Raw genomic sequence first — 23,250 nt, 5'->3', positions numbered from 1 at the left:
ACCCTGCGCCGGGGTGCCCGACGAGGCGTCCGCGGACCGTCGGACGCCCGGCCGGGGAGCAGCCCGACGAGGCGCCCGACGGCCGGACTCACAGGATGAAGAGCATCTCCTGGTACGTCGGCAGCGGCCACAGCTCGTCGGCCACGAGCTCCTCCAGCGCGTCCGCGGCCGCCCTGACCTCGGTCATCGCGGGCAGCAGCGCGTCCCGGGCGTGCTCGGCCTCGGCCAGCGCCGAGTGCCCCACGTCGGCCTTCACCGCGGCTCGGAGCGTCGCCAGACCGGCCCGCAGCGCCGTGATGGGCGCCGTGACCTCGTCGAGCGGCGCCGTGTCCGCCTCGACGCCGGCGGCCTTCAGCGCGCCGATGTTGAGGGCGATCTCCGTCTGGTGCTTGACCGCCGCCGGCAGGATCGCCGTGGTGCCGATCTCGAGCGCGAGGCGCGCCTCCACCCCGATGGTCAGGGCGTACTGCTCGAGGCCGATCTCGTAGCGGCTGTGCATCTCGCGGTGGTTGAACACGCCGTACTTCTCGAACAGCTCCATCGCCGAGTCGGTGATGAGCTCCGGCAGCGCGTCGAGCGTGGTCCTGAGGTTCGCCAGCCCGCGCTGCTCCGCCTCGATCGGCCACTCCGCGGAGTACCCGTCCCCGTTGAACACGACGTCGCCGTGGTCCGTGATGATCTCGGTGAGCAGGTTCTGCACCGCGGTGTCGAACTCCGTGCCGGCGGCGATCGCGGCCTCGAGCTCGGTGGCGGCGTAGTCGAGCGAGTCGGCCATGATCGTGTTGATCGTGGTCATCGGTCCCGCGACCGTCTGCATGGAACCCGGCGCCCGGAACTCGAACCGGTTCCCGGTGAAGGCGAACGGGCTCGTGCGGTTGCGGTCGCCCGGGTCGGTCGGCAGCACGGGCAGCGTGTCGACGCCGATGTGCATGACGCCCTTGCCCTTGGACGAGCTGGCTGCACCCTTGGCGATCTGCTCGAACACGTCGGCCAGCTGGTCGCCGAGGAAGATGGAGATGATCGCCGGGGGCGCCTCGTTCGCGCCGAGGCGGTGGTCGTTCGTCGCCGAGGCGACCGACGCGCGCAGCAGGCCCGCGTAGGTGTGGACCGCGCGGATGACCGCGGCGCAGAAGACGAGGAACTGCGCGTTGTCGTGCGGGGTGTCGCCGGGCACGAGCAGCGAGCCGAGCTCGGCGTTGCCGAGCGAGAAGTTCACGTGCTTGCCGGAGCCGTTGACGCCCGCGAACGGCTTCTCGTGGAACAGGCACTCCATGCCGTGCTTCTTGGCCACGGTCTTGAACGTGGTCATGAGCAGCTGCTGGTGGTCGGCCGCGAGGTTGCCGCGCTCGAACATCGGCGCGATCTCGAACTGCCCGGGCGCGACCTCGTTGTGCCGGGTCTTGGCGGGGATGCCGAGCTTGAACAGCTCCCGCTCGGTGTCCATCATGAAGCCGAGCACGCGGTCCGGGATGGCCCCGAAGTAGTGGTCGTCGAACTCCTGGCCCTTGGGCGGCTTGGTGCCGAACAGGGTGCGGCCCGCGTTGAGCAGGTCCGGGCGGGACAGGAAGAAGTGCCGGTCGACGAGGAAGTACTCCTGCTCGGGACCGCAGAACGCGACGACCTTCTGGTCCTCGTGCCCGAAGAGGGCCAGGATGCGCGCGGCGTGCTCGCCCATCGCCTGCTGCGAGCGCAGCAGCGGCGTCTTGTGGTCGAGGGCCTCGCCGGTCATCGAGACGAACACCGTCGGGATGCACAGCGTGTTGCCGTTCGGGTTCTCGAGGATGTACGCGGGGCTCGTGACGTCCCAGCCGGTGTAGCCGCGCGCCTCGAACGTGTTCCGCAGACCGCCGTTGGGGAAGCTGGAGGCGTCCGGCTCGCCCTGCACGAGGGTCTTGCCGGCGAACTCGGCCAGCGACGTCCCATCGCCGACCGGCTCGAAGAAGCTGTCGTGCTTCTCGGCCGTCAGCCCGGTCAGCGGGTAGAAGACGTGCGCGTAGTGCGTCGCGCCCTTCTCGAGCGCCCAGTCCTTCATCGCCGACGCGACGGCGTCGGCGACGGCCGGGTCCAGCGTGGCGCCGTGCTCGATCGTGGCGGTGACGGACTTGTAGACCGACTTCGGCAGCCGCTTCTGCATGACCGCCTTGCTGAACACGTTCTGGCCGAAGATCTCACCGGGTGCCTCGGCGCCGTTGAAGCTGACGGCGGGAGGGACGTAGGCCTCGACGTTCCAGATGGCTTCGCGACGGACGGCGTTTCCGCTCATGGAGTACCCCTCAGGTACGACTCGTCACTCCGGTGTGCTCAGCGGAGTCGGTCAGGGTCAACCTAGGGAGGCGCTGTGGCGACGGTGTTTCCGGGGCATTGCCCTCTCGCTCGTCCTCGCGGTGCGCCTAGGCTTGCGGGGTGGCAGATCGGCGTGACCTCAGCTCCTGGCTCGACGGCGGCTCCTCGGAGCCGGACCCGTCGCGCGGCCCCGACGAGGCGCGCGGCGTCCGGCTCGGGCTCCCGGCCGACGGCCCGGGGTCGATGGCACCGCTCGGTCGCCGGTTCGCGGCGCTGGCGATCGACTGGGTCGCCTGCCTGCTGATCTCGGGGTGGTTCTTCGTCTCGAGCCCCGACGCGTTCATCCTGTCGCGCGGCAACGGCCTGGCGACGCTCGGCATCTTCGCCCTGGAGAACGTCCTGCTCGTCGGCTCGATCGGGCACACCCTCGGACACCGGCTGCTGGGGCTGCGCGTCCGCCGCGTCATCCCGACCGCGCCGACCAAGGACCAGCCGCTGCTCGCCGTCGGCGCCCCGGGCTTCCTGGCCGCGCTCGGGCGGACCGTGCTGCTCTGCCTCGTCATCCCCGCCGCCGTGTGGGACGGGGACGGTCGTGGCCTGCACGACCGCTTCGCGGGGACGGCGATCGTCCGCCGCTGAGCGGTCCGCCGCCGACCGGGCGTCAGCGCCCGCGCATGCCCTTGCGGTCCGGGCGCGCGCGCAGCGGGTCGACGCCCTTCGGCACGGGCATCCGCACGCCGCCGAGGGCGGTGAGGCGCTTGCTGACCTCGGCGACCTCCTGCTTGGTCAGCTTCGGCTTGAGGCGCTGGACGGCGCGGGGCAGGCTGCGCAGCGCGACCTGACCCTCCTCGTTGCCGCTCTGGATGATCGTGACGGGCGCGCCGGAGATGACGCGGGCGGTGCGCTTGCGCTCGGCCTCGAGCAGACGGCCCACGCGGTTGGCCGGGCCCTCGCTGACGAGAACGACGCCCGCGCGGCCGAGACCGCGGAAGACCATGTCCTGCGTGCGGGGGTCGACGGCGACGGGCTCCTCGCCGAACGTCCAGCCGCGGCGGATGGTGCCGAGCGCGGCCCGCGAGGCGCCGGGCTGGCCCTCGATGTTCGCGTACGCGGAGCTCTCCGCGCGGCGGGCGAGCAGGAACATCGCACCGAGCACCGCGAACGGGATGCTCAGCAGCGTCATGTAGATCGTGTGGTGGATGAGCAGGCCGACGAGCACGCCGAGCGCGATGATGCCGACGAACGTGCCGAGCACGATCCAGGTGACCGCAGGGTCGTTCTTGCGGGTCATCTGGTACGCCTGCCAGATCTGGGTGTACCAGCGAGGCTTCTTCACCTTCGCGGGCGTGGATCCGGCGGGCGCAGCAGAGGCGGATGAGTCACGGGCCATGGGTCGGGAGTCTACCGAGCGCGGGGGGCCTCGGCGGACGCGTCCGCTCAGGGCTGACTGCCGGCTGACTCAGCGAGCGAGCAGGCTCGCAGCCTCCTGGCGTGCGGTCGTCGGCTCGCCGAGGTGCGCGAGCGACTCCGGGATCGGCAGGCCGCGGCGGCGCATCGCCTGGCCCCACAGCCGACCGGCGCGGTACGACGAGCGCACCAGCGGGCCGCTCATCACGCCGAGGAACCCGAGCCGGGTGGCCTCGTCGGACAGTGCGACGAACTCCTCGGGCCGCACCCAGCGGTCCACCGGGTGGTGACGCAGCGACGGGCGCAGGTACTGCGTGATCGTGATGAGGTCGCAGCCTGCCTCGTGCAACTGCTCGAGCGCCTCGACGATCTCCTCGGTGGTCTCGCCCATGCCGAGGATGAGGTTCGACTTGGTGACCAGGCCGGCCTCGCGGGCACGGGTGATGACCGAGAGCGAGCGGTCGTAGCGGAAGCCGGGGCGGATCTGCTTGAAGATGCGCGGCACGGTCTCGAGGTTGTGCGCCAGCACCTCGGGCCGCGAGGAGTAGACCTCGTCGAGCAGCTCGGGGACGGCGTTGAAGTCGGGGATCAGCAGCTCGACGCCCGTGCCGGGGTTGATGGCGTGGATCTGGCGCACGGTCTCGGCGTAGAGCCACGCGCCGCCGTCGGCCAGGTCGTCGCGCGCGACGCCCGTGACGGTCGAGTACTTCAGACCCATCGCCTGGACGGAGGCGGCCACGCGGCGCGGCTCGTCGGCGTCGAAGTCCGCGGGCTTGCCCGTGTCGATCTGGCAGAAGTCGCAGCGCCGGGTGCACTGGTCGCCACCGATGAGGAACGTGGCCTCGCGGTCCTCCCAGCACTCGAAGATGTTGGGGCAGCCGGCCTCCTCGCACACCGTGTTCAGGCTCTCGCGCTTCACGAGGCTCTTGAGCTCGGTGTACTCGGGGCCCATCGTGGCGCGGGTGCGGATCCACTCGGGCTTCTTCTCGATGGGCGTGGCGGAGTTGCGGGCCTCGACGCGGAGCATCCGGCGCCCCTCGGGTGCGGTGGTCACCTCGTCACCCTAACCGCCGCCGCGGGAATTGCCGCTGCGGTGCGCGTCACACCGACCGGGACCTGAGTCCCGGGTGCTGGAGACTTCGCGGGACGAAGGTGGCAGCAGGGGGAAGACCACCGGAGGAGCCCGACATGCATGTGCTCGTGAGTGTGGCGTCGCGTCACGGCGCGACCGCAGAGATCGGCGAGGCGATCGCGCTCGAGCTGGCGCGGGCGGGCCACTTCGTCGACGTCATCCCGCCCGAGGAGGTCGACCGCGTCGCGTCGTTCGACGCGGTCGTGCTCGGGTCCGCGGTGTACGTGGGGCGGCTCGCCGTCTCCTTGCGTGCGCTCGTCCAGCGACAGGCCGGCGAGCTGCGCGAGCGGCCCGTGTGGCTGTTCTGGTCGGGCCCGGTCGGCGACCCGCCGATGCCGGTCACGCCGCCCGACGACGTCGCCACGATCGCCGGGGCCGTCGCCGCGCGCGAGGCGCGGTGCTTCGTGGGGAGCCTGGATCGCTCGGCCCTGGGCCTGAACGAGCGAGCCCTCGTGGCGCTCACCGACGCCGAGGACGGCGACTTCCGTGACTTCGACGACGTGCGCGCCTGGGCGAGCACCGTCGCGGAAGGGCTGGCCGCCTGACGGCTCACGAACGCGTGACGGTCCCGGGTACGGCGACGAGGGCGGTTCCGGGCCCGTCACGCTCAGCGGTCGGTCGCGTCGTCACGAGGCGACGGCCGGCGCGAAGGACGCGAGCACCGGGCGCAGCGTCGCGTCCAGGTGCCCGCGGACCAGCGGGGTGATCTCGGCGATCGTCACTCGTCGGCCGGTCTCGACCGACAGCGACGTCACGTCGGCGTCGGCGATCCCGCACGGCACGATCCGCGAGAACGCGGACAGGTCGGGCTCGCAGTTGAGCGCGAAGCCGTGCATCGTGACGCCGCGGCTCACGCGCACACCGATCGCGGCCACCTTGCGCTCGCGCCGCGGCACGCCGTCGACGACGTCCGCCGCGAACCACACGCCGCTGCGACCCTCCACCCGGATGGCCGACAGCCCCAGGTCGGCGCACGTGCGGATCAGCGCCTCCTCGAGGGCGCGGACGTAGCGCACGACGTCGATCGGCTGGGCCAGCCGCACGATCGGGTACCCGACGAGCTGGCCCGGGCCGTGCCAGGTGATCCGGCCGCCGCGGTCCACGTCGACCACCGGGGTCCCGTCGACGGGGCGGTCCCACGACGCCGTGCGACGACCCGCGGTGTAGACGTCCTCGTGCTCGCACAGCAGGACCGTGTCGGGCGCCTCGCCCGCGACGACGGCAGCGTGCACGTCCCGCTGCATCTGCCAGGTGGGCTCGTAGGGAAGGAGGCGTGTGCCGAGGTCCAGCTCGTCGAACCGCATGCTCGTCAGGCTAGCTCGCCTGGAAGCGCGCGTGGGTGCGAGCGGATCACCCCGACGTCGACCAGGATGTAGCCATGCCTTCCACACGCCGTTCCGTGATCCTCCGCGCCCTGGCGCTGCTCCTCGTCCTGGTGGCCTGGCTCGCTGTCGGGTCGGTCGGCGGGATGGCGCAGGGCAAGCTGTCCCAGGTCCAGACGAACGACGCGGGCGCGTTCCTGCCCTCGTCGGCGGAGTCGACCCGCGCCGCCGAGGCGAGCCGCGCGTTCGTCGAGTCCCCGACGCTGCCCGCGCTCATCGTGCTCGCGCCCGCGGACGGCTCGGACGTGACGGAGGCGCAGACCGCCGCGGTGACGCAGTTCGCGCAGTCGGTGCCCGACCGCGCGGTCCCCGGCGGCGGCACCTGGTCGGACTACCTGGTCGGCGAGGTGGCGGTCGTGCCGTCCGAGGACGGGCAGGCGCTGCTGGTCGCGTACTCGTTGGACGCGGAGGGCGCCGAGGAGCTGCTGCCCGACGAGGAGTCGGTGACCGAGGCGTTCGTCGCCGACCTGCGCGCAGGCCTGGCCGACGACCTCGGTGCCACGGCGGACACCGCCGGCGAGCTGGGTCTGCACGCGTGGGTCACCGGCCCGGCCGGGTTCGTCGCCGACCTGGTGACCGCGTTCGGCGGCATCGACGGCGTGCTCCTGCTCGTCGCGCTCGGCGCCGTCTTCCTCATCCTCGTGCTCGTCTACCGCTCGCCGCTGCTGCCCGTCGCGGTGCTGCTCACGGCCGTGTTCGCGCTCTCGCTGGCGGGCCTCGTGGTCTACCACCTCGCCGACGCCGGGACGATCAAGCTCAACGGCCAGGCGCAGGGCATCCTGTCGATCCTCGTGGTCGGCGCGTCGGTCGACTACGCGCTCCTGCTCGTCTCGCGCTACCGCGAGGAGCTGCGCGAGGTGGAGGACCCGTTCGCGGCGATGAAGCGCGCGTGGCGCGCCTGCCTCGAGCCGATCGCGGCCAGCGCCGGCACCGTCATCGCGGGCGTCCTGTGCCTGCTGCTGTCGGACCTCGGCTCGAACCGCAGCCTCGGACCGGTCGCGGCGATCGGCATCGCCTCGGCCCTGCTGGGCGCCCTCACGCTGCTGCCCGCGCTGCTGCTCGTGGCGGGCAAGCGCTCGCGCGTCTTCTTCTGGCCCAGGACGCCGCGGCCGGTCGAGGGCGCGACGCACCCCGACCCCGCCGAGGGCACGGGCGTGTGGGCCCGCCTGGCTCGCTTCGTCGGCGCGCACGCGCGCGTGGTCTGGATCGTCACCGCCGTGCTGCTCGCCGTGGGGGCCGCGTTCGTCCCGACGCTCAAGGCGTCCGGCACGAGCCAGGCCGACGTCTTCCGCACCGACGTGGACGCCGTGGCGGGCGAGGAGGTCCTCTCGGCCCACTTCCCGGCCGGCTCGGTGCAGCCGGCGATCGTCATCGTCGCGCAGGACCAGGCCGCCGACGTCACCGCGGCCGCCCAGGCCGTCGACGGCGTCGCCTCGGTCGCGCCCTACACCGGCTCGGCGACCGGCGCGCCCGGCGCCCCGGACGCCGAGCCGAAGGTCGTCGACGGCAACGTCCGTCTCGACGTCTCGACCACAGCGGTGTCCGACTCGCAGGAGGCGGTGCGGACCGTCGAGGCGCTGCGGGACGCGGTCCACGAGGTCGCGCCCGACGCCCTCGTCGGCGGGACGGCGGCCGAGTCCCTCGACACCCAGCTCGCGGGAGAGCACGACATCCGCGTCATCGTGCCCGTGGTGCTGCTGGTCATCGGGCTGATCCTCATGCTGCTGCTGCGCTCGGTCGTCGCAGCGCTGCTGCTGCTCGTCGCCAACGTGCTGTCCTTCGCGGCGGCCCTCGGAGTCTCTGCGGTGGTGTTCAACCACGTGCTCGGGTACCCGGGCGCGGACCCGACGGTGCCGCTGTTCGCGTTCGTCTTCCTCGTGGCGCTCGGCGTGGACTACTCGATCTTCCTCATGACGCGCGTGCGCGAGGAGTCGGTCGTCTCCGGGACGCGTCTGGGCGTGGTGCGCGCGCTGGCGGTGACGGGCGGCGTCATCACCTCTGCCGGTGTCGTGCTCGCGACGACGTTCGCGGCGCTCGGGATCATCCCGCTGCTGTTCCTGGCGCAGATCGCGTTCATCGTCGCGTTCGGCGTGCTCCTCGACACGCTCGTCGTGCGCAGCCTGCTGGTGCCCGCGCTGGTGCACGACCTCGATCGCCGGACCTGGTGGCCCAGCGCGCTCGGCCGCGCGCGCTCCTAGAGTGGCTGGCATGCGGATCGGACTGGTCGGGTACGGGGGAGCGGGACGCGGGATCCATGCGCGGCTGGCCCGCGCGGCCGGGCAGCAGGTGACGCACGTGGTCACCGGCCGCCGCGCGGACCAGGTCGAGGAGGACTGGCCGGGTGCGGTCGTCGTGCCGGACGTCGACGCGCTGCTCGGCCACGCCGACGAGCTCGACCTGGTCGTCGTCGCGAGCCCCAGCGGGGACCACGCCGCGCACGCCCTGGCCGCGCTAACGGCCGGCGCGCACGTGCTCGTCGACAAGCCGCTCGCGACGCGGACGGCCGACGCCCAGCGCCTGGTCGACGCCGCCGACGGCCGCCTCACCGTCTTCCAGAACCGCCGGTGGGACCCCGAGCAGCTCGCCCTGCGCGCGCTGCTGGACGCCGGCGACCTGGGACGGGTGCACCGCTTCGAGCGCCGCTGGGAGAGGTACCGGCCCCAGCCGCAGGACCGCTGGAAGGAGAACGACGTCGAGGCTGGCGGGCTGCTGCTCGACCTGGGTGCCCACCTCGTCGACTCCGCGGTGCAGCTGTTCGGCCCCGTCCGGTCGGTGTACGCCGAGCTGCAGGCGCTGACCACCCCCGCGGTCGACGACGTCTTCCTGGCCGTCACCCACGACGACGGCGTGATCAGCCACCTGCAGGCCGGTGGGCTGACCGGTGCGCCGGGCCCGCGCACGCGCGTCCTGGGCGCGGGCGGCGCCTACCTGGTGACGAGCTACGAGGGCGAGCCGACCCCGTTCGCGGTGCTCGACGACGCCTACGAGGAGGGCCGGCGCCCGGGGGAGCCCGAGCACGAGGGCTGGCTCGTGCGCGGCTCCGAGCGCACCCCCGTGCCGCGTCCGAGCGGTGGCCACCACGACATCTACCCCGCGCTCGCGCGGTGGGTCGACGGCGGGCCGCTGCCCGTCGACCCGGCGGACGCGGTGGCGACGGCGCGCGTGCTCGACGCCGCGCGCGTGTCCGCCGACGAGGGGCGCGTCGTCACGCTCTGACCGGGCCTGTGGACAACCACCGACGCGGAGCGCCGTCCGCGGGTTCGATGGGGGTCATGGACCCCTACCTGGTGCCGGAGGACGTCGACCGGGCGTTGGCCGCCCTCGGCCTGGTGGCCGTCGCCCCGGCGGGTCCGGAGGGCGGCGGGTGGCTCGCGGCGTCCCGCGACGACGCCTCGCGGTACGTCGAGCTGCACGTGCTGCCCGCCGTGCTCGACGACGAGCTCGCGCGCCGCCTCGACGTGCTGCGCGCCGTGCGGCACCCCCACCTGAGCCAGCTCCTCGACGCCACCGAGATCGCGCCCGGCCGCGTCGCGCTCCTGGTCGAGCACGTGCCGGGCCTGACCGTCGCGGAGCTCCGCGCCGCGCGCGTGGCGCTCACCGACGGGGAGGGTGTCACGCTCGCGGTGCCGGTGCTGCAGGCGCTGACGGCGCTGCACGACGCGGGGCTCGTGCACGGGCCGGTGACGGCCTCCTCGGTCGTGGTCCGGCCCGACGGCCGTCCGGTCCTGGTCGACCTGCGCGGAGCCGTGCTCGGGACCGGGTCGGTGGACGGCGACGTGCGCCGGTGGCTGTCCACCGTGATCGCCCAGCTCCCTGCGGCCGACGTCGACCGGCTGGTCGTGCCGCCGGGTGGCCGCTCGCTGCGCGAGCTCCTCGAGGACGCGCTGCGAGCCGACGTCGACGTGCCGACGCTGGTCGCCGCGTGCTTCGAGGTCGCAGATCCCGAGGCGCTGCACCTGCCCGACGCGGGCACCCTCGCGGGTGCCGACCTGGCGCGCGCGGCCGGGCGACGCGCGCTGCCGGCGCGGCCGGCGACCCGCGCGCCACGAGGGGCGCGGACCTGGGCGGTCGCGGCGGGCGGTGCGCTCGCCCTCGCTGTCGGCGGCTGGGGGGTGTCGCACCGGACCGCGGGCGCGGTCGAGCGACCCGACCCGGTGGCCGCGGCCGTCGCGCTGAGCCACGCGCGCAGCGAGGTGATCGGCGCGGGGGAGGTCGCGGCGCTCGACGACGTCGAGGTGCCCGGCGGCCCGGCGCACCGTGCCGACGTGGACCTGCTGAGCTCGTTCCAGGGTCGATCGGTCGAGGGGCTGGACATCGCGGTGCGGTCCGCCACTCCGGCGAGCGATCCCGGGCGGGCGGACGCCGCGCGCGTCGAGGTGAGGTCGGCGGTGACGTCGCACGTCGTGGTGGACCCCGACGGCACGCGCACACGGGTGCCGGCGAGCCCCGAGAGCGTCGTGGTCCTCGAGCTGCGCTGGACGGACCAGGGGTGGCGGGTGTGGAAGGTCAGCCCTTCGTGACGACCCAGCGTGCGGCCTCGTCGAGGTCGGGGTGCGCCGGCACGAAACCCGAGGCGGCCAGGGCCTTCGGCACCGCACGGATCGAGCCGAGCACCTCGGAGGAGAAGTCGCCGAGCGCCAGCTTGAGCGCGAACGCGGGGACGGGCACGGCTGCGGGCCGGTGCATCGCGTCGGCGAGCGCACGGACGACCTCGATGTTGCGCCGCGGCTCGGTCACGAGGTTCACGGGGCCGTGGACGTCGGCCGTCAGCAGGTGCTCCATGGCCCGGACCTCGTCGAGCAGGCTGATCCAGGGCCAGAACTGCTGACCGGACCCGAGCCGGCCGCCGAGGCCGAGCCTCAGCACCGGCAGGAGGCGGCCCAGGGCGCCCCCTCCCGGGCCCAGCACGATGCCCGTGCGCAGGTGGGCCACCCGGACGCCCGCGGCCTGCGCGGGGGCGGTCGCGGCCTCCCACTGCTGCACGACGTGCGCGAAGAACGTGGTGCCCAGCGGCTCGCTCTCGTCGAGCACCGCGTCGCCGCGGGACCCGTAGGCGCCGATCCCCGAGGCCTGCAGCCAGATCCGTGGGCCGTTCTCGTTGTCGGCCAGCCGCTCGGCGAGGAGACGGGTGCTGCGCAGGCGCGACGACAGCACGAGGCGCTTGCGCGCCGCAGTCAGCGGGCGCGAGCCTGGGTTCACGCCGGCGAGGTTGATCACCGCGTCGACGCCGTCGAGCGCCCGGGGGTCGAGCTCGCCGGCGTCCGGGTCCCAGGAGATCTCGTCGTGCATGCGTGGGTGCCTGCGCACCAGCGTGAGGACCTCGTGCCCGCTCTCGCGCAGCAGGGGCAGCAGGGCGCTGCCGATGAACCCGCTCGAACCGCCGACGACCACGCGCATGCCGCCACACTACGGTCGCCGGACGCAGGACGCCCCCGGACCGACGAGCGGTTCCGGGGGCGTCTGCGCTGGTGAGCAGGTCAGAGGCCGACCTCGGCCTCGAACGCGCCCTCCTCGAGCCGTGCCTTCAGCGCCGACAGGTAGCGCGACGCGTCGGCGCCGTCCACGAGGCGGTGGTCGTAGGACAGCGACAGGTAGCACATCGAGCGGATCGCGATGACCTCGCCGCCGTCACCGTCGGAGATCACGACGGGGCGCTTGACGATCGCGCCCGTGCCGAGGATCGCCGAGGTGCCGCCGGGCACGATGGGCGTGTCGATGATCGCGCCGCCCGAGCCGGTGTTCGTCACCGTGAAGGTGGCGCCGCTCAGCTCGTCGGGGGTGACCTTGTTGCCGCGCGTGCGGCCTGCGAGGTCGACGATCTTGCGGGAGATGCCGGCGAGGTTGAGGTCGCCCGCGTCGCGGATGACCGGCACGAGCAGGCCGCGCTCGGTGTCGACCGCGATGCCGACGTTCTCCTGGCCGTGGTACGTGATCTGATTGCCCTCGAGCACGCCGTTGATCTTCGGGAAGGCCTTCAGGCCCTCGATCGCGGCGAGCACGAAGAACGGCAGGAACGTGAGGTTGACGCCCTCGCGTGCCGAGAAGTCGCTCTTGGCGCGGGCGCGCAGGCGGGCGATCTTCGTGACGTCCACCTCGATCACGGTGGTCAGCTGCGCCTGCGTGTGCAGGGCGTCGACCATGCGCTCGGCGATGATCTGGCGCAGGCGGCTGGCCTTCTCGGTCGTACCGCGCAGCGGCGAGACCGAGGGGACCGCGGCGGGCTTGGCGGCTGCCGGAGCGGACGCAGCCGGCTTGGCGGCCTCCGCCTTGGCGGCCTCGGCCTTGGCCGCTGCCTCCAGCACGTCCTCCTTGCGGATGCGACCGCCGACGCCCGAGCCGGTCAGGCTCGCGACGTCCACGCCCTTGTCGGCCGCGAGCTTGCGGACGAGCGGGGTGAGGTAGGAGCCCGAGGCTGCCGGTGCGGGCGCCGGGGTGGCGGCGACCGGGGCCGGCGTGGGCGTGGCCGGCACGGGCGCCGGGGCGGCCTTGGCCGACTCCTGCTCCGCGGACGGCTCGGGCGCGGACTGCGGCTCGGGCTTGTCCTCGGCCTTCTCCTCGGCGACGGGCTCGGGCTTCGCCTCGGGCTCGGGCGCCGCGTCGGGCTCCGGCTTCGACTCTGCCTTGGCGGCGGGGGCGGAGCCCGACCCGATGACGGCCAGGACGGCGCCGACCTCGACGGTCTCGTCCTCCTCGACCAGGATCTGCTGCAGCGTGCCGGCGAACGGCGAGGGGATCTCGGTGTCGACCTTGTCGGTGGAGATCTCGAGCAGGGGCTCGTCGACCTCGACCGAGTCGCCGACGGCCTTGAGCCAGCGCGTGACGGTGCCCTCGGTCACGGACTCGCCCAGGGCGGGCAGCGTGACGTTCTCGCCGACGCCCGCGCTGTCGTCCGAGGCGGCGGCCGGGGCGGCCTCCTCGTGCTGCTCGGGCGCCTGCTCGGCGGGAGCGGACTCGGCGGCGGGCTCCTCGGCGGGGGCCTGCTCGGCGGCGGGCTCGTCGGCCGGGGCCTCCTGCGCCTCCGGCTCGGCCGCGGGGGCCTCGTCGGCGGAGCCCGAGCCCTCGCCCGAGCCGATCACGGCCAGGGTGGCGCCGACCTCGACGGTCTCGTCCTCCTGGACCAGGATCTGCTCGAGCACGCCGGCGAACGGCGAGGGGATCTCGGTGTCGACCTTGTCGGTGGAGATCTCGAGCAGGGGCTCGTCGACCTCGACCGTGTCACCCACGTTCTTCAGCCAGCGGGTGACGGTGCCCTCGGTGACGGACTCACCGAGTGCGGGAAGCTGCACGTTGTCGGACATGACCGCGTCGTCTCCTTTGATCCTGGGTCAGTTGTGGGCGTGCAGCGGCTTGCCGGCGAGCGCGAGGTGCGCCTCTCCGAGTGCCTCGTTCTGCGTGGGGTGTGCGTGCACGAGCGAGGCGACGTCCTCGGGGTAGGCCTCCCAGTTCACGATGAGCTGGCCCTCCCCGATGAGCTCGCCGACGCGCGCGCCGATCATGTGGACGCCGACGACGGGGCCGTCCTTCTGCCGCACGAGCTTGATGAAGCCCTGCGTGCCGAGGATCTTCGACTTGCCGTTGCCGCCCAGGTTGTACTCGAGCGTCTCGACGCCGTCCTCGCCGTGGACCTCCTTGGCGCGCGCCTCCGTGAGGCCGACCGAGGCGACCTCGGGCTCGGAGTACGTCACGCGGGGGATGCCGGACTCGACGATCGGCGCCGGGTTGAGGCCCGCGATCTGCTCGGCGACGAAGATGCCCTGCGCGAAGCCGCGGTGGGCGAGCTGCAGGCCGGGGACGATGTCGCCGACGGCCCAGATGTTGCCCACGCCGGTGTGCAGCTTCTCGTCGGTGATGACGAAGCCGCGGTCCAGCGTGACGCCCTGCTCCTCGTAGCCGATGCCGTTCGTGCTCGGGCCACGGCCCACGGCGACGAGCAGCAGGTCGGCGTCGAACGTCTTGCCGTCCTCGAGCGTGACGTGCACGCCGTTGTCGTCCTGCGTCACGCCGGAGAACCGGACGCCGAGGTTGAACTTGATGCCGCGCTTGCGGAACGCGCGCTCGAACGCCTTGGACAGCGCCTCGTCCTCGTTGGGGACCAGGTGGGGGAGCGCCTCGATGATCGTGACGCCCGCGCCGAAGGACTTCCAGACGCTGGCGAACTCGGAGCCGATGACGCCGCCGCCCAGGATGATCGCGGACTGGGGGACCCAGTCGAGCTGCAGCGCCTGGTCGGAGGTGATGACGCGGCCGCCGATGTCCAGGCCGGGCAGCGAGCGGGCGTACGAGCCGGTCGCCAGGATGATGTGCTCACCCGTGTACGTCTGGCCGTTCACCTCGACCGCGTTCTGGCCGACGAGCTTGCCGTAGCCCTCGATCACGGTGATCTTGCGGGACTTGATCAGCCCCTGCAGGCCCTTGTAGAGGCCGCCGATCACGGTGTCCTTGTACTGGTTGACGCCGGCCATGTCGATGCGCTCGAGCGTCGTGTGCACACCGAAGTGCTCACCGTCGCGAGCGTTGTCGGCCAGCTCTGCCGCGTGCAGCAGGGCCTTGGTGGGGATGCAGCCGCTGTGCAGGCAGGTCCCTCCCACCTTGTCGGCCTCGATCAGGGCGACGTTCTTGCCGAGCTGGGCGGCGCGCAGGGCGGCGGCGTAACCGCCGCTGCCCGCTCCCAGGACGATGATGTCGAAAGCGGTGCCGTTGGTGTCGGCCACGTGCAGGCTCCTCGTGCGCAGGCGAACAGACGTGTGGTCTGGAGTTCGCCAACCATCTTGTCATCACAGCCCGCTCGCAACGAACCGGACCGCGCCTCGGGACGTGTGACTCTCGGAACAGTCGTCCCATGACTGGGCCCGGTCAGCCATTTCCCCGCCCAGGCCCGGGTCGTGCAGCTAATCTCGGTGCGCATGGGCCTGTTCTCCCGCCGCCGCTCCGCGCCGGCCGCCGACCCCGCCGTGAGCGACAAGGCGGCGCGCGACGCGACCCTCGCGCACCTGACCGACTTCGTCCGCACCCGGGTGGGGGTCGAGGCCTACATCGAGCCGGTCACGAACGTCACCCAGACGACGGTGATGCTCGTCGCGACCGACGGCGAGTGGACCCGCCGCCGGGTGCCGGACGGCCGCACCGCGGCCCAGCTCGCCGAGAAGCTCGGCATCCCTGCGTACGACGTCCAGCGCACGGGCTACCCCCAGCGCGTCCGGGACTACAACGCCCGCCAGAAGATCGAGCGCCGCCGCAAGATCGTCTGACCGCCCCTGCAACCACCAGCGCCGCCCGCGGCACGTGCGACGGCGGTGATGCGAGGCGGTGCGCGCGTGGGTGTGCGACACGCGGCACAGCGCGCGGCGTGGCGCACACCCACGCGCACTCACCGGGGTGGTTGCAGGGATGGTTGAACGACACGCCACGCGCAACCGCCCCCGCGCACGGCGTGTCCTGCAACCAACCCTGCAACCAACCCTGAAGCCATCGGCGGCTGAGCAGGGGCGGTGAGCGCGGTGGGAGAGCGAACGAGCCCCCGTCCCCGGCGGTCAGCCGGGGAAGAGGGCTCGTGGCGGTGGGCGCTGGAGTCAGCGGCCGGCGCGGGCCTCGATGAAGCCGAGCAGGGTGCGCACACCGACGCCCGTGCCGCCCACGGGGGTGTACCCGTGCGCGGACTTCTCGTTGAAGGACGGCCCGGCGATGTCCAGGTGCGCCCAGGGGGTCGAGCCGACGAACTCGCGCAGGAACACGCCCGCGGTGAGCATCCCGCCGAAGCGGTCGCCGATGTTCGCCAGGTCGGCGACCTTCGACTTCAGGCCGCCGAGCAGCTCGGCGGGCAGCGGCATCGGCCAGAACTGCTCGCCGGTGGCACCCGCCGCGTCGACGATCTCCGCGCGCACGTCGTCGGACCCCATGACCGCCGAGACGCGGTAGCCGAGCGCCACCATCTGCGCGCCGGTGAGCGTCGCGATGTCGAGGACGACGTCGGGCTTCTCCTCGACGGCCGCGACGAGGCCGTCGGCCATGACCAGGCGGCCCTCGGCGTCGGTGTTGAGCACCTCGACCGTCTTGCCGCCGCGGATCGTGATGACGTCCGACGGGCGCTGTGCGGTGCCCGACGGCATGTTCTCGGCGAGGCAGAGCCAGCCGGTCACCGCGACCGGCAGCTCGAGGCGCGCGGCGGCGACGACGGTGTGCAGCACGGCGGCGGCACCGGCCATGTCGGACTTCATCGCCTCCATGCCGGCGGCGGGCTTGATGCTGATGCCACCCGAGTCGAAGGTGATGCCCTTGCCGACGAGCGCGATCGAGGCCGTCGGCCGCGAGGGGGAGTAGGAGACCTTGACGAGCCGCGGGCCGCGCACCGAGCCCTGGCCGACGCCCACCAGGCCGCCGTAGCCGCCCGAGACGAGGGCCTTCTCGTCGAGCACGGAGACCTTGACGCCCTTGGCGTCCTTGGCTGCTGCCTTCGCCAGGTCGGCGAAGGCGGCGGGGTACAGGTCGTTCGGGGCGGCGTTGACCAGGTCGCGCGTCGCGTGCACGGCGGTGGCGACGACCTCGGCGCGGGCGACGGCCTCCTTGGCGCCGCGGTCACGCACGCGGTCGGTGACCAGCTCGAACGTGGTCACGGCGGCCGGGGCGTCGCGGTAGCGCGTGAAGGAGTACGCACCGAGCAGTGCGCCCTCCGCGACGGCACCCACCTCGGCGGCGTCGGACGCCGGCAGGGCCAGGGCGACGGACGACGAGCCGGCGAGCTCGCGCGTCGCGGCACCGGCGGCACGCCGCAGCACCTCGGCGTCGACGGCGGCGACCGGTCCGACGCCGGTGACGACCAGGACGGCGGCCGACAGGCCGAGCCCGGGCACGCGGCGGACCTCGTCGGCCGCGCCCGTGATGCCCAGCGCCCTCGCGTCGCGGCTGATCAGGGTGGCGAGCTCAGCGGGGAGCCAGTCGGCGGCCAGGGGGACCACGGTGTCGCCGGACTGGGCGACCGCGACCACCACGGCGTCGACGGACAGGCGGGCAGGGTTCTTCGACGTCAGCGAGATCACGCCTCGATGGTAGTCCGGACGTCCCGGTGCCCTGTGCGTCGCCGGTAGGTTGGGGCCTCGTGATCGTGCCCGTCGCGCTGCTGGTCGGCGTCCTGTGCCTCGCGCTCGCCGGTTGGGCGACGTGGTTCGTCGTCGTCGACCGCGCGGTGATCCTGCGCCAGCTGTGGGGCGGGGCCGTGATCGAGGCCGCGCTCGTGGTCCAGGCGGTCGTCGCCGGCGTCGTCCTGGTCGTCGGCGACCACGACGTGGATGCCGCGCTGTTCTGGGGCTACGTCATCACGCAGCTCATCGTCCTGCCCATCGCCGCGGCGTGGGCGTTCGCCGAGCGGACCCGCTGGAGCTCGGTCGTGCTGCTCGTCGCGGCACTGACCGTCGGCTTCCTCGAGTACCGGCTCTGGCAGATCTGGGAGAACTCGTGACCACCACCCCGACCGGCGCCACCCGCCCCACCGGCAGCGGCCCCGGCCGCCTGCTCGTCGCGATCTACGGGATCCTGGCGCTCGCCGCGACGGCCCGCGGGATCTACCAGGTGACCACCAAGCTCTCCGAGGCGCCGCTGGCGTACCTGCTCTCGCTGCTCGCCGGCCTGGTCTACTGCGTGGCCACGTACGCGCTGGCGACGAACCGACGCTCGATCGCGTGGCCCGCCGTGCTGGTCGAGCTCGTGGGCGTCCTGACGGTCGGCACGTTGTCGCTGGTCGACGTGGGGGAGTTCCCCGACGAGACCGTCTGGTCCGGCTTCGGCGCCGGCTACGGGTACATCCCGCTCGTGCTGCCGTTCCTCGGCATCTGGTGGCTGTGGTCCACGGGCCGTGCGCACGCGGACGCGAAGGCGGTTGCCGGGCCCCCGCCCGTAGGGTGAATCCGTGTACCGCCTCCTGTTCGACCTCGTCTTCCGCCGCATGGACCCCGAGCGCGCCCACGAGGTCGCGTTCGGCCTGATCCGCGGCGTCGGCCGGACGCCGGTGCTGCGCGACGTCATCGCCGGCACGCTGGCGCCCCCTGCCTCGGGCGGCGTCCGCGTGCTGGGCCGCGGCTTCCCCTCGCGGTTCGGCGTCGCCGCCGGCTTCGACAAGGACGCCCGCGGGGTCGAGGGACTGACGATGCTCGGGTTCGGCTTCGTCGAGGTCGGCACCGTCACGGCGCACGGCCAGCCAGGGAACGAGCAGCCCCGCCTCTGGCGGGTGCTCGACCAGCGCGCCCTGCGCAACCGGATGGGCTTCAACAACGAGGGTTCGGCCGTCGTCGCCGAGCGCCTGCGCCACCTGCGCTCGACGAAGCGCGGGCGGCGGCTCGTCATCGGCGTCAACATCGGCAAGACGAAGGTCACGCCGGCGGAGCAGGCGCCCGACGACTACGCGACGAGTGCCGCGCGCCTGGCTCCCTACGCCGACTACCTCGTCGTCAACGTCTCCTCGCCCAACACGCCGGGCCTGCGCGACCTGCAGTCGGTCGAGGCCCTGCGCCCGATCCTGCAGGCGACGCGCGTCGCGGCCGACGAGGCCACCACGGTCGCCGGTCGTCGCCCGGTGCCCCTGCTCGTGAAGATCGCCCCGGACCTGTCCGACGAGGACGTGGACGCCGTCGCCGAGCTCGCGGCCGAGCTCGGGCTCGAGGGTGTCGTCGCCGTCAACACGACGATCGCGCACGACCTGGGCCCCGGCGGCGTGTCGGGCCCCCCGGTGCTGGCTCGTGGCCTCGACGTCGTCGCGCGGCTGCGCAACCGGCTCGGTCCGGACGTGGTGATCATCGGCGTGGGCGGCGTGAGCTCGCCGGCCGACGCGCTCGAGTACCTGGCCGTCGGCGCCACGCTCGTGCAGGGCTACACCGGCTTCATCTACCGCGGTCCGCTGTGGGCCGCGCGCATCGGCCGCGCGCTGGCGAAGGCCGAGGTGGCGTGATGGTGCTGCGGCCGCAGTGGGAGTGGGCGCTCGACGGCGGCAAGGAGCCCGCCGTCAGCCCGGTCTTCACCACGCAGTACGACGCCGAGCAGTGGGTCGGCGAGCACTGGCGGGCGCTGGCCGCGCAGGGCGTCACCCGTGCCACCCTGCTGCACCACGGCGAGCCGGTCACGGCGCCGTTGGACCTGCCTCCCGCCGTCTGAGCGCCGCGCGTCAGACGACCATCCTGCTGGGGAACGTGGCGCCCGGGACGACGGCGCCCAGGGACGCCCACGCCTCGGCGAGCCCGTCCACCGCACGCGCGAGCGTCTCGGGCGTCTCGCTGAAGGGGATCCGGACGTTGCGCTCGAAGCTGCCGTCGACCGCGAACGCCGGCCCCGGCGCGATCCGCACGCCGTGCCGCGGGGCCAGCGCGGCCAGCGCCGACGAGACCGGCGCGCCGAGGTCCACCCACAGCGCCAGACCGCCACGGGGAACCGGGACGTCCCACTCCGGCAGCCGCTCGTGCAGCAGGCCGACGAGCAGGTCACGGCGCGTGCGCAGCTCGGCGCGACGACGGTCGAGCGTGCCGTCCTGGGTGGTCAGCAGCTGCAGCACCACGAGCTGCTCGAGCAGCGCGGTGGCGATGTCCATGTAGCCGCGCGTCGTTGCGAGCCGGGCGACGAGGTCGGGGTGCGCGCGGACCCAGCCGACGCGGAGCCCGCCCCAGAACGCCTTGGAGGCCGACCCGATCGACACGACGTGCCCGCTCGCCGAGCCGTCGCCCGCGAACGGTGCGGGCACGGGCCCGTCGAGCGTGAGCTCCGTCAGCACCTCGTCGCCGACGACGAGCGTGCGGTGCCGGCGGGCGAGCGCGCGCACGCGCTCGCGCTCGTCGTCCGACAGGCTCGTGCCCGTCGGGTTCCGGTGGTCGGGGATGAGGTAGACCATGCGCGGCGCGGACTGCCGCAGCGTCGACTCGAGCAGGTCCACGTCGAGCCCGTCCAGCCCCGACGGCACGGGAACCGGCCGGGCGCCGGTCGCACGGACCGCCTCGATCGCGTGCGGGTAGGTCGGGTGCTCGACGACGACGCGGTCGCCCGGCCCGGCGTGCGCGGAGGTGAGCAGGTGGATGGCCTGCTGCGCTCCCGTGGTCACCAGGATCTGGTCGGGGGTCGTGGGCGTGCCGCGTCGCGCGTACCAGGCAGCGATCGCCTCGCGGAGCGCGGGCAGCCCGGTCGAGGCGTAGCCGTTGGACTCCAGGTGCCGGGGCAGGCAGTCGAGCGCGGCGAGGTAGGCGCCGTGCAGGCTGGACGGGGCAGACGGAGCCGCGATCGTCAGGTCGACGAGGTCCTCGGTGGAGCCCAGCGACGCGAAGCGCGCGCTCTGCCCCGGCCCGTCCGGCAGGGTCGTGACGGTGCCCGAGCCGCGGCGGCTGACCACGTAGCCCTCGTCGCGCAGCAGCCCGTAGGTCGCGGTGGTGGTCGTGCGCGAGACGGCGACGGCTTCTGCGAACTCGCGCTCGCTGGGCAGGCGCGTGCTCAGGGGGATCGCGCCGGACAGGACCGCCGCCCGCAGCGCGTCAGCGAGTGCGACGTACTGTGGGCCGGAGCGCTGCCAGGCACCGAGGACGGCGCGCAGTCGGGTCCCGGAGATCCGTCGATCGGTCGGCAGGTCGTGGATCGTCACGATGCCACCATCGCAGAACTGGCTATGGATTGCATAGCCACTATGGAGAGAATTGGACCATGCAGTCTCCTGTGGCCTCCTTCCGCATCCCCGCCCCCGTCGGTCGACGGTCCGTGCAGCTCCTCGTCGGACTCGTGCTCTACGCCGCGTCGATGGCGCTGCTCGTCCACTCCGGCCTGGGCAACATGCCCTGGGACGTGCTCACGCAGGGGATCTCGCGCCGCACGGGTGCCTCGTTCGGCACGATCACTGTCGCCGTCAGCGTGCTGGTCCTCCTGTGCTGGATCCCGCTGCGGCAGCGCCCCGGCGTCGGCACGGTGGCGAACGTGCTGGTCATCGGCGTGCTCGTCGACCCGTTCCTCGCGGCCCTCGACCAGCTGCCCGATCCTCTCCCTATGGCCGCGCGCGTAGCCATGGCCGTGAGCGGCATCGTGCTCAACGCGCTGGCCACCGGTCTCTACGTCGGAGCGCAGCTGGGCCCGGGCCCGCGCGACGGCCTCATGACGGGACTCGTCGGGCGCACGGGCTGGCCGGTCGCGCCGGTCCGGACGTCGATCGAGGTGGTCGTCGTGGCCGCGGGGTGGGCCCTGGGCGGCACGGTCGGCTTCGCGACGCTGGCGTACGCGCTGCTGGTCGGGCCGCTGGTGCACGTCTTCCTGCCGCGGCTGACGGTGCGGGTTCGTCAGTCCGAGCCGGTCGCCCTCGTCGCCGCGACGTAGAGCAGCTCCGCGGCGGCGCGGATCTGCTCGATCTCCTCGCGCTCCAGGCCCAGGCCGTCGACCATCGACGCCGGGATCCCCACCGCCTGCGCGCGCATCGCGCGACCCTCCTCGGTGAGGGCGATGAGCAACGCCCGCTCGTCGTGCGGGTCGCGCTCGCGCCGGACCAGGCCCATCGCCTCGAGCCGCTTGACCAGCGGCGAGGTCGTGGCCGCCTCGAGGTGCAGGAGCGCGGCGACGTCCTTGAGGCCGAGCGGGCCGTACTGCCACAGCGCGAGCATCGCGAGGTACTGCGGGTGCGTGAGGCCGAGCGGCTCGAGCAGCGGGCGGTAGAAGGCCACGAGGCTGCGCGCTGCCGCGGACACCGTCAGGCAGACCTGCGCCTCGACGGCGAGGGGATCGGCGGGCTGGTTCACGTCATCAGGTTAGCGTGCATATAGTGAGGGCACGAACTACTGAGGAGACGACGATGCCCAAGCGCGGCCTGACGGACTTCCTGCTGACCTACATGGGTCCGGCCCAGGTGGGCAACGTGCGCTCCCGCCGTCGGCCGACGACGTCCGACCAGCGCGAGCGCGAGGCCGAGCTCGTCGCGGGCTTCGAGCGGGTCGTCGGCCCCGACGGCCGCGAGTTCCTGGTGGAGCGCACCGACGGGGCCGACTGACGCCTCAGAGGCGCGGCGAGCTCTTCTCGGTCTCGCGCGGGTCGGTCACGACCGAGTCGCCGAGCACCGAGTCGATCCGGGCCAGCAGCTCTGCCGGGATGGTGACGCCGGACGCCTTGACGTTCTCGGCGACCTGCTCGGGCCGCGAGGCGCCGATGATCGCCGAGGCGACGTTCGGGTTCTGCAGGACCCAGGCGACGGCGAGCTGGGCCATCGACAGGCCGAGCTCGTCGGCGATCGGCCGCAGGTCCTGCACGCGGCGCAGCGTCTCCTCCTGCGACAGGAAGCGGCTGATCATCTGCGCGCCACCCTTGTCGTCCGTGCCGCGCGAGCCCTCGGGTGCCGGCTGGCCGGGCAGGTACTTGCCCGTGAGCACGCCCTGGGCCACGGGGGACCAGACGACCTGCGACAGGCCGAGCTCCTCGGAGGTCGGGACCACCTCGGCCTCGATGACGCGCCAGAGCATCGAGTACTGCGGCTGGCTCGAGACCAGGCGGAAGCCGAGCTGGGTCGCGAGCTCCTGGCCCGCGCGGATCTGGTCCGCGGTCCACTCGGAGACGCCGATGTAGAGCGCCTTGCCCTGGCGGACGACGTCGGCGAACGCCTGGATCGTCTCCTCGAGAGGCGTGACGTGGTCGTAGCGGTGGGCCTGGTAAAGGTCGACGTAGTCGGTCTGCAGCCGCTCGAGCGAGCCGTCGATGGACTCGAGGATGTGCTTGCGGGACAGGCCGGAGTCGTTCGCGCCCTTGGGGCCGGTGGGCCAGAAGACCTTCGTGAAGATCTCGAGGCTCTGGCGGCGCTCGCCCTTGAGGGCCTCGCCCAGGACCGACTCGGCCTTGGTGTTCGCGTAGACGTCGGCGGTGTCGAACGTGGTGATCCCCGCGTCGAGCGCGGCGCGCACGCACGCGGTGGCCTGCTCGTTCTCGACCTGCGAGCCGTGCGTGAGCCAGTTGCCGTAGGTGATCTCGGTGACCTTGAGGCCGGAGCGGCCCAGGTTTCGGTAGTTGACCATGCAACGACCCTACGTCCGGTCGGACGGCGCGCGCGCCCCGACCGGCTGC

Annotated in this window: 23 protein-coding genes; 12 read left to right on the top strand and 11 right to left on the bottom strand. The window is 73.1% G+C overall.

Translation table 11 applies throughout. The features are described 5' to 3' along the window. Positions 1–88: 88 nt before the first annotated feature. Positions 89–2,263, bottom strand: coding sequence for a glutamine synthetase III (locus EDF34_RS02935; RefSeq protein ID WP_123369854.1), 2,175 nt, complete (start codon positions 2,261–2,263; stop codon positions 89–91). A gap of 140 nt (positions 2,264–2,403) precedes the next feature. Between EDF34_RS02935 and EDF34_RS02930 the strand changes: the two genes are divergently transcribed. Then, entirely contained in the window at positions 2,404–2,922 is a 519-nt protein-coding gene (locus EDF34_RS02930; RefSeq protein WP_199737611.1) for an RDD family protein, read from the top strand. Positions 2,923–2,944: 22 nt separating this feature from the next. Here the strand turns inward: EDF34_RS02930 and EDF34_RS02925 are convergent, their stop codons facing one another. Together EDF34_RS02925 and lipA are read right to left on the bottom strand one after the other, a co-directional pair. Beyond that, entirely contained in the window at positions 2,945–3,673 is a 729-nt protein-coding gene (locus EDF34_RS02925) for a DUF4191 domain-containing protein (protein WP_123369853.1), read from the bottom strand. 69 nt (positions 3,674–3,742) lie between these two features. Continuing rightward, positions 3,743–4,744: a lipoyl synthase gene (gene lipA / locus EDF34_RS02920; RefSeq protein ID WP_123369852.1), complete on the bottom strand. Its 1,002-nt coding sequence runs from the start codon at positions 4,742–4,744 to the stop codon at positions 3,743–3,745. A 134-nt stretch (positions 4,745–4,878) separates the two neighbouring features. On the opposite strand from lipA, the gene EDF34_RS02915 reads away from it, so the two are divergent. After that, positions 4,879–5,367, top strand: a complete 489-nt coding sequence (locus EDF34_RS02915) for a flavodoxin domain-containing protein (RefSeq protein WP_123369851.1) — start codon at positions 4,879–4,881, stop codon at positions 5,365–5,367. Positions 5,368–5,448: 81 nt separating this feature from the next. On the opposite strand, the gene lipB is transcribed toward EDF34_RS02915, so the two are convergent. Further along, entirely contained in the window at positions 5,449–6,135 is a 687-nt protein-coding gene (gene lipB / locus EDF34_RS02910) for a lipoyl(octanoyl) transferase LipB (protein WP_255414175.1), read from the bottom strand. A 65-nt stretch (positions 6,136–6,200) separates the two neighbouring features. On the opposite strand from lipB, the gene EDF34_RS02905 reads away from it, so the two are divergent. Genes EDF34_RS02905 through EDF34_RS02895 form a run of 3 tightly spaced genes read left to right on the top strand, consistent with a single transcriptional unit; the run spans position 6,201 to position 10,724 of the window. Then, positions 6,201–8,402, top strand: coding sequence for an MMPL family transporter (locus EDF34_RS02905; protein ID WP_123369849.1), 2,202 nt, complete (start codon positions 6,201–6,203; stop codon positions 8,400–8,402). Between the two features lie 10 nt (positions 8,403–8,412). After that, complete coding sequence (locus EDF34_RS02900) at positions 8,413–9,420, top strand: Gfo/Idh/MocA family oxidoreductase (RefSeq protein WP_370450020.1); 1,008 nt, start codon at positions 8,413–8,415, stop codon at positions 9,418–9,420. Between the two features lie 56 nt (positions 9,421–9,476). Continuing rightward, positions 9,477–10,724, top strand: coding sequence for a hypothetical protein (locus tag EDF34_RS02895; RefSeq protein WP_148076559.1), 1,248 nt, complete (start codon positions 9,477–9,479; stop codon positions 10,722–10,724). Here EDF34_RS02895 and EDF34_RS02890 read toward each other — a convergent pair. From EDF34_RS02890 to lpdA, 3 genes are all read right to left on the bottom strand, one after another. Beyond that, the gene (locus EDF34_RS02890) at positions 10,711–11,601 is read right to left on the bottom strand and encodes a TIGR01777 family oxidoreductase (protein ID WP_123369846.1); all 891 of its coding nucleotides are present in this window, start codon (positions 11,599–11,601) and stop codon (positions 10,711–10,713) included. The two genes, EDF34_RS02895 and EDF34_RS02890, sit on opposite strands and share 14 nt — an antisense overlap. Before the next feature lie 80 nt (positions 11,602–11,681). Beyond that, a complete protein-coding gene (gene sucB / locus EDF34_RS02885) occupies positions 11,682–13,502 on the bottom strand; it encodes a 2-oxoglutarate dehydrogenase, E2 component, dihydrolipoamide succinyltransferase (RefSeq protein WP_123369845.1) in 1,821 nt (606 codons plus the stop codon). 27 nt (positions 13,503–13,529) lie between these two features. Then, positions 13,530–14,915: a dihydrolipoyl dehydrogenase gene (gene lpdA, locus EDF34_RS02880; protein ID WP_123369844.1), complete on the bottom strand. Its 1,386-nt coding sequence runs from the start codon at positions 14,913–14,915 to the stop codon at positions 13,530–13,532. Positions 14,916–15,107: 192 nt separating this feature from the next. Between lpdA and EDF34_RS02875 the strand changes: the two genes are divergently transcribed. Further along, on the top strand, positions 15,108–15,452 hold the full coding sequence (locus EDF34_RS02875; protein WP_123369843.1) for an oxidoreductase: 345 nt from the start codon (positions 15,108–15,110) through the stop codon (positions 15,450–15,452). 321 nt (positions 15,453–15,773) lie between these two features. Here EDF34_RS02875 and EDF34_RS02870 read toward each other — a convergent pair whose 3' ends face one another. Then, positions 15,774–17,237, bottom strand: a complete 1,464-nt coding sequence (locus EDF34_RS02870) for a leucyl aminopeptidase (protein ID WP_123369842.1) — start codon at positions 17,235–17,237, stop codon at positions 15,774–15,776. A 59-nt stretch (positions 17,238–17,296) separates the two neighbouring features. On the opposite strand from EDF34_RS02870, the gene EDF34_RS02865 reads away from it, so the two are divergent. Genes EDF34_RS02865 through EDF34_RS02850 form a run of 4 tightly spaced genes read left to right on the top strand, consistent with a single transcriptional unit; the run spans position 17,297 to position 19,341 of the window. Continuing rightward, positions 17,297–17,656: a hypothetical protein gene (locus EDF34_RS02865; protein WP_123369841.1), complete on the top strand. Its 360-nt coding sequence runs from the start codon at positions 17,297–17,299 to the stop codon at positions 17,654–17,656. Further along, on the top strand, positions 17,653–18,099 hold the full coding sequence (locus tag EDF34_RS02860) for a hypothetical protein (RefSeq protein ID WP_123369840.1): 447 nt from the start codon (positions 17,653–17,655) through the stop codon (positions 18,097–18,099). The genes EDF34_RS02865 and EDF34_RS02860 overlap by 4 nt, the downstream gene beginning before the upstream one ends. A 4-nt stretch (positions 18,100–18,103) precedes the next feature. Beyond that, positions 18,104–19,138: a quinone-dependent dihydroorotate dehydrogenase gene (locus tag EDF34_RS02855; RefSeq protein WP_123369839.1), complete on the top strand. Its 1,035-nt coding sequence runs from the start codon at positions 18,104–18,106 to the stop codon at positions 19,136–19,138. After that, on the top strand, positions 19,138–19,341 hold the full coding sequence (locus EDF34_RS02850) for a hypothetical protein (RefSeq protein ID WP_123369838.1): 204 nt from the start codon (positions 19,138–19,140) through the stop codon (positions 19,339–19,341). Before EDF34_RS02855 ends, EDF34_RS02850 begins: the two co-directional genes overlap by 1 nt. Before the next feature lie 10 nt (positions 19,342–19,351). Here the strand turns inward: EDF34_RS02850 and EDF34_RS02845 are convergent, their stop codons facing one another. Then, entirely contained in the window at positions 19,352–20,806 is a 1,455-nt protein-coding gene (locus tag EDF34_RS02845; protein ID WP_123369837.1) for a PLP-dependent aminotransferase family protein, read from the bottom strand. A 59-nt stretch (positions 20,807–20,865) separates the two neighbouring features. Between EDF34_RS02845 and EDF34_RS02840 the strand changes: the two genes are divergently transcribed. Beyond that, positions 20,866–21,525, top strand: coding sequence for a YitT family protein (locus EDF34_RS02840; RefSeq protein ID WP_123369836.1), 660 nt, complete (start codon positions 20,866–20,868; stop codon positions 21,523–21,525). On the opposite strand, the gene EDF34_RS02835 is transcribed toward EDF34_RS02840, so the two are convergent. After that, entirely contained in the window at positions 21,489–21,941 is a 453-nt protein-coding gene (locus EDF34_RS02835) for a MarR family winged helix-turn-helix transcriptional regulator (protein ID WP_123369835.1), read from the bottom strand. The two genes, EDF34_RS02840 and EDF34_RS02835, sit on opposite strands and share 37 nt — an antisense overlap. A gap of 53 nt (positions 21,942–21,994) precedes the next feature. Between EDF34_RS02835 and EDF34_RS02830 the strand changes: the two genes are divergently transcribed. Beyond that, the gene (locus tag EDF34_RS02830; RefSeq protein ID WP_123369834.1) at positions 21,995–22,189 is read left to right on the top strand and encodes a hypothetical protein; all 195 of its coding nucleotides are present in this window, start codon (positions 21,995–21,997) and stop codon (positions 22,187–22,189) included. Positions 22,190–22,193: 4 nt separating this feature from the next. Here EDF34_RS02830 and EDF34_RS02825 read toward each other — a convergent pair whose 3' ends face one another. Beyond that, positions 22,194–23,201, bottom strand: a complete 1,008-nt coding sequence (locus EDF34_RS02825) for an aldo/keto reductase family protein (protein ID WP_123369833.1) — start codon at positions 23,199–23,201, stop codon at positions 22,194–22,196. Positions 23,202–23,250 lie beyond the last annotated feature (49 nt).

It is taken from the genome of Cellulomonas sp. PhB150 (assembly GCF_003755175.1).
GTDB lineage: Bacteria > Actinomycetota > Actinomycetes > Actinomycetales > Cellulomonadaceae > Cellulomonas.
This window is presented reverse-complemented; position numbering and strand designations above follow the sequence as displayed.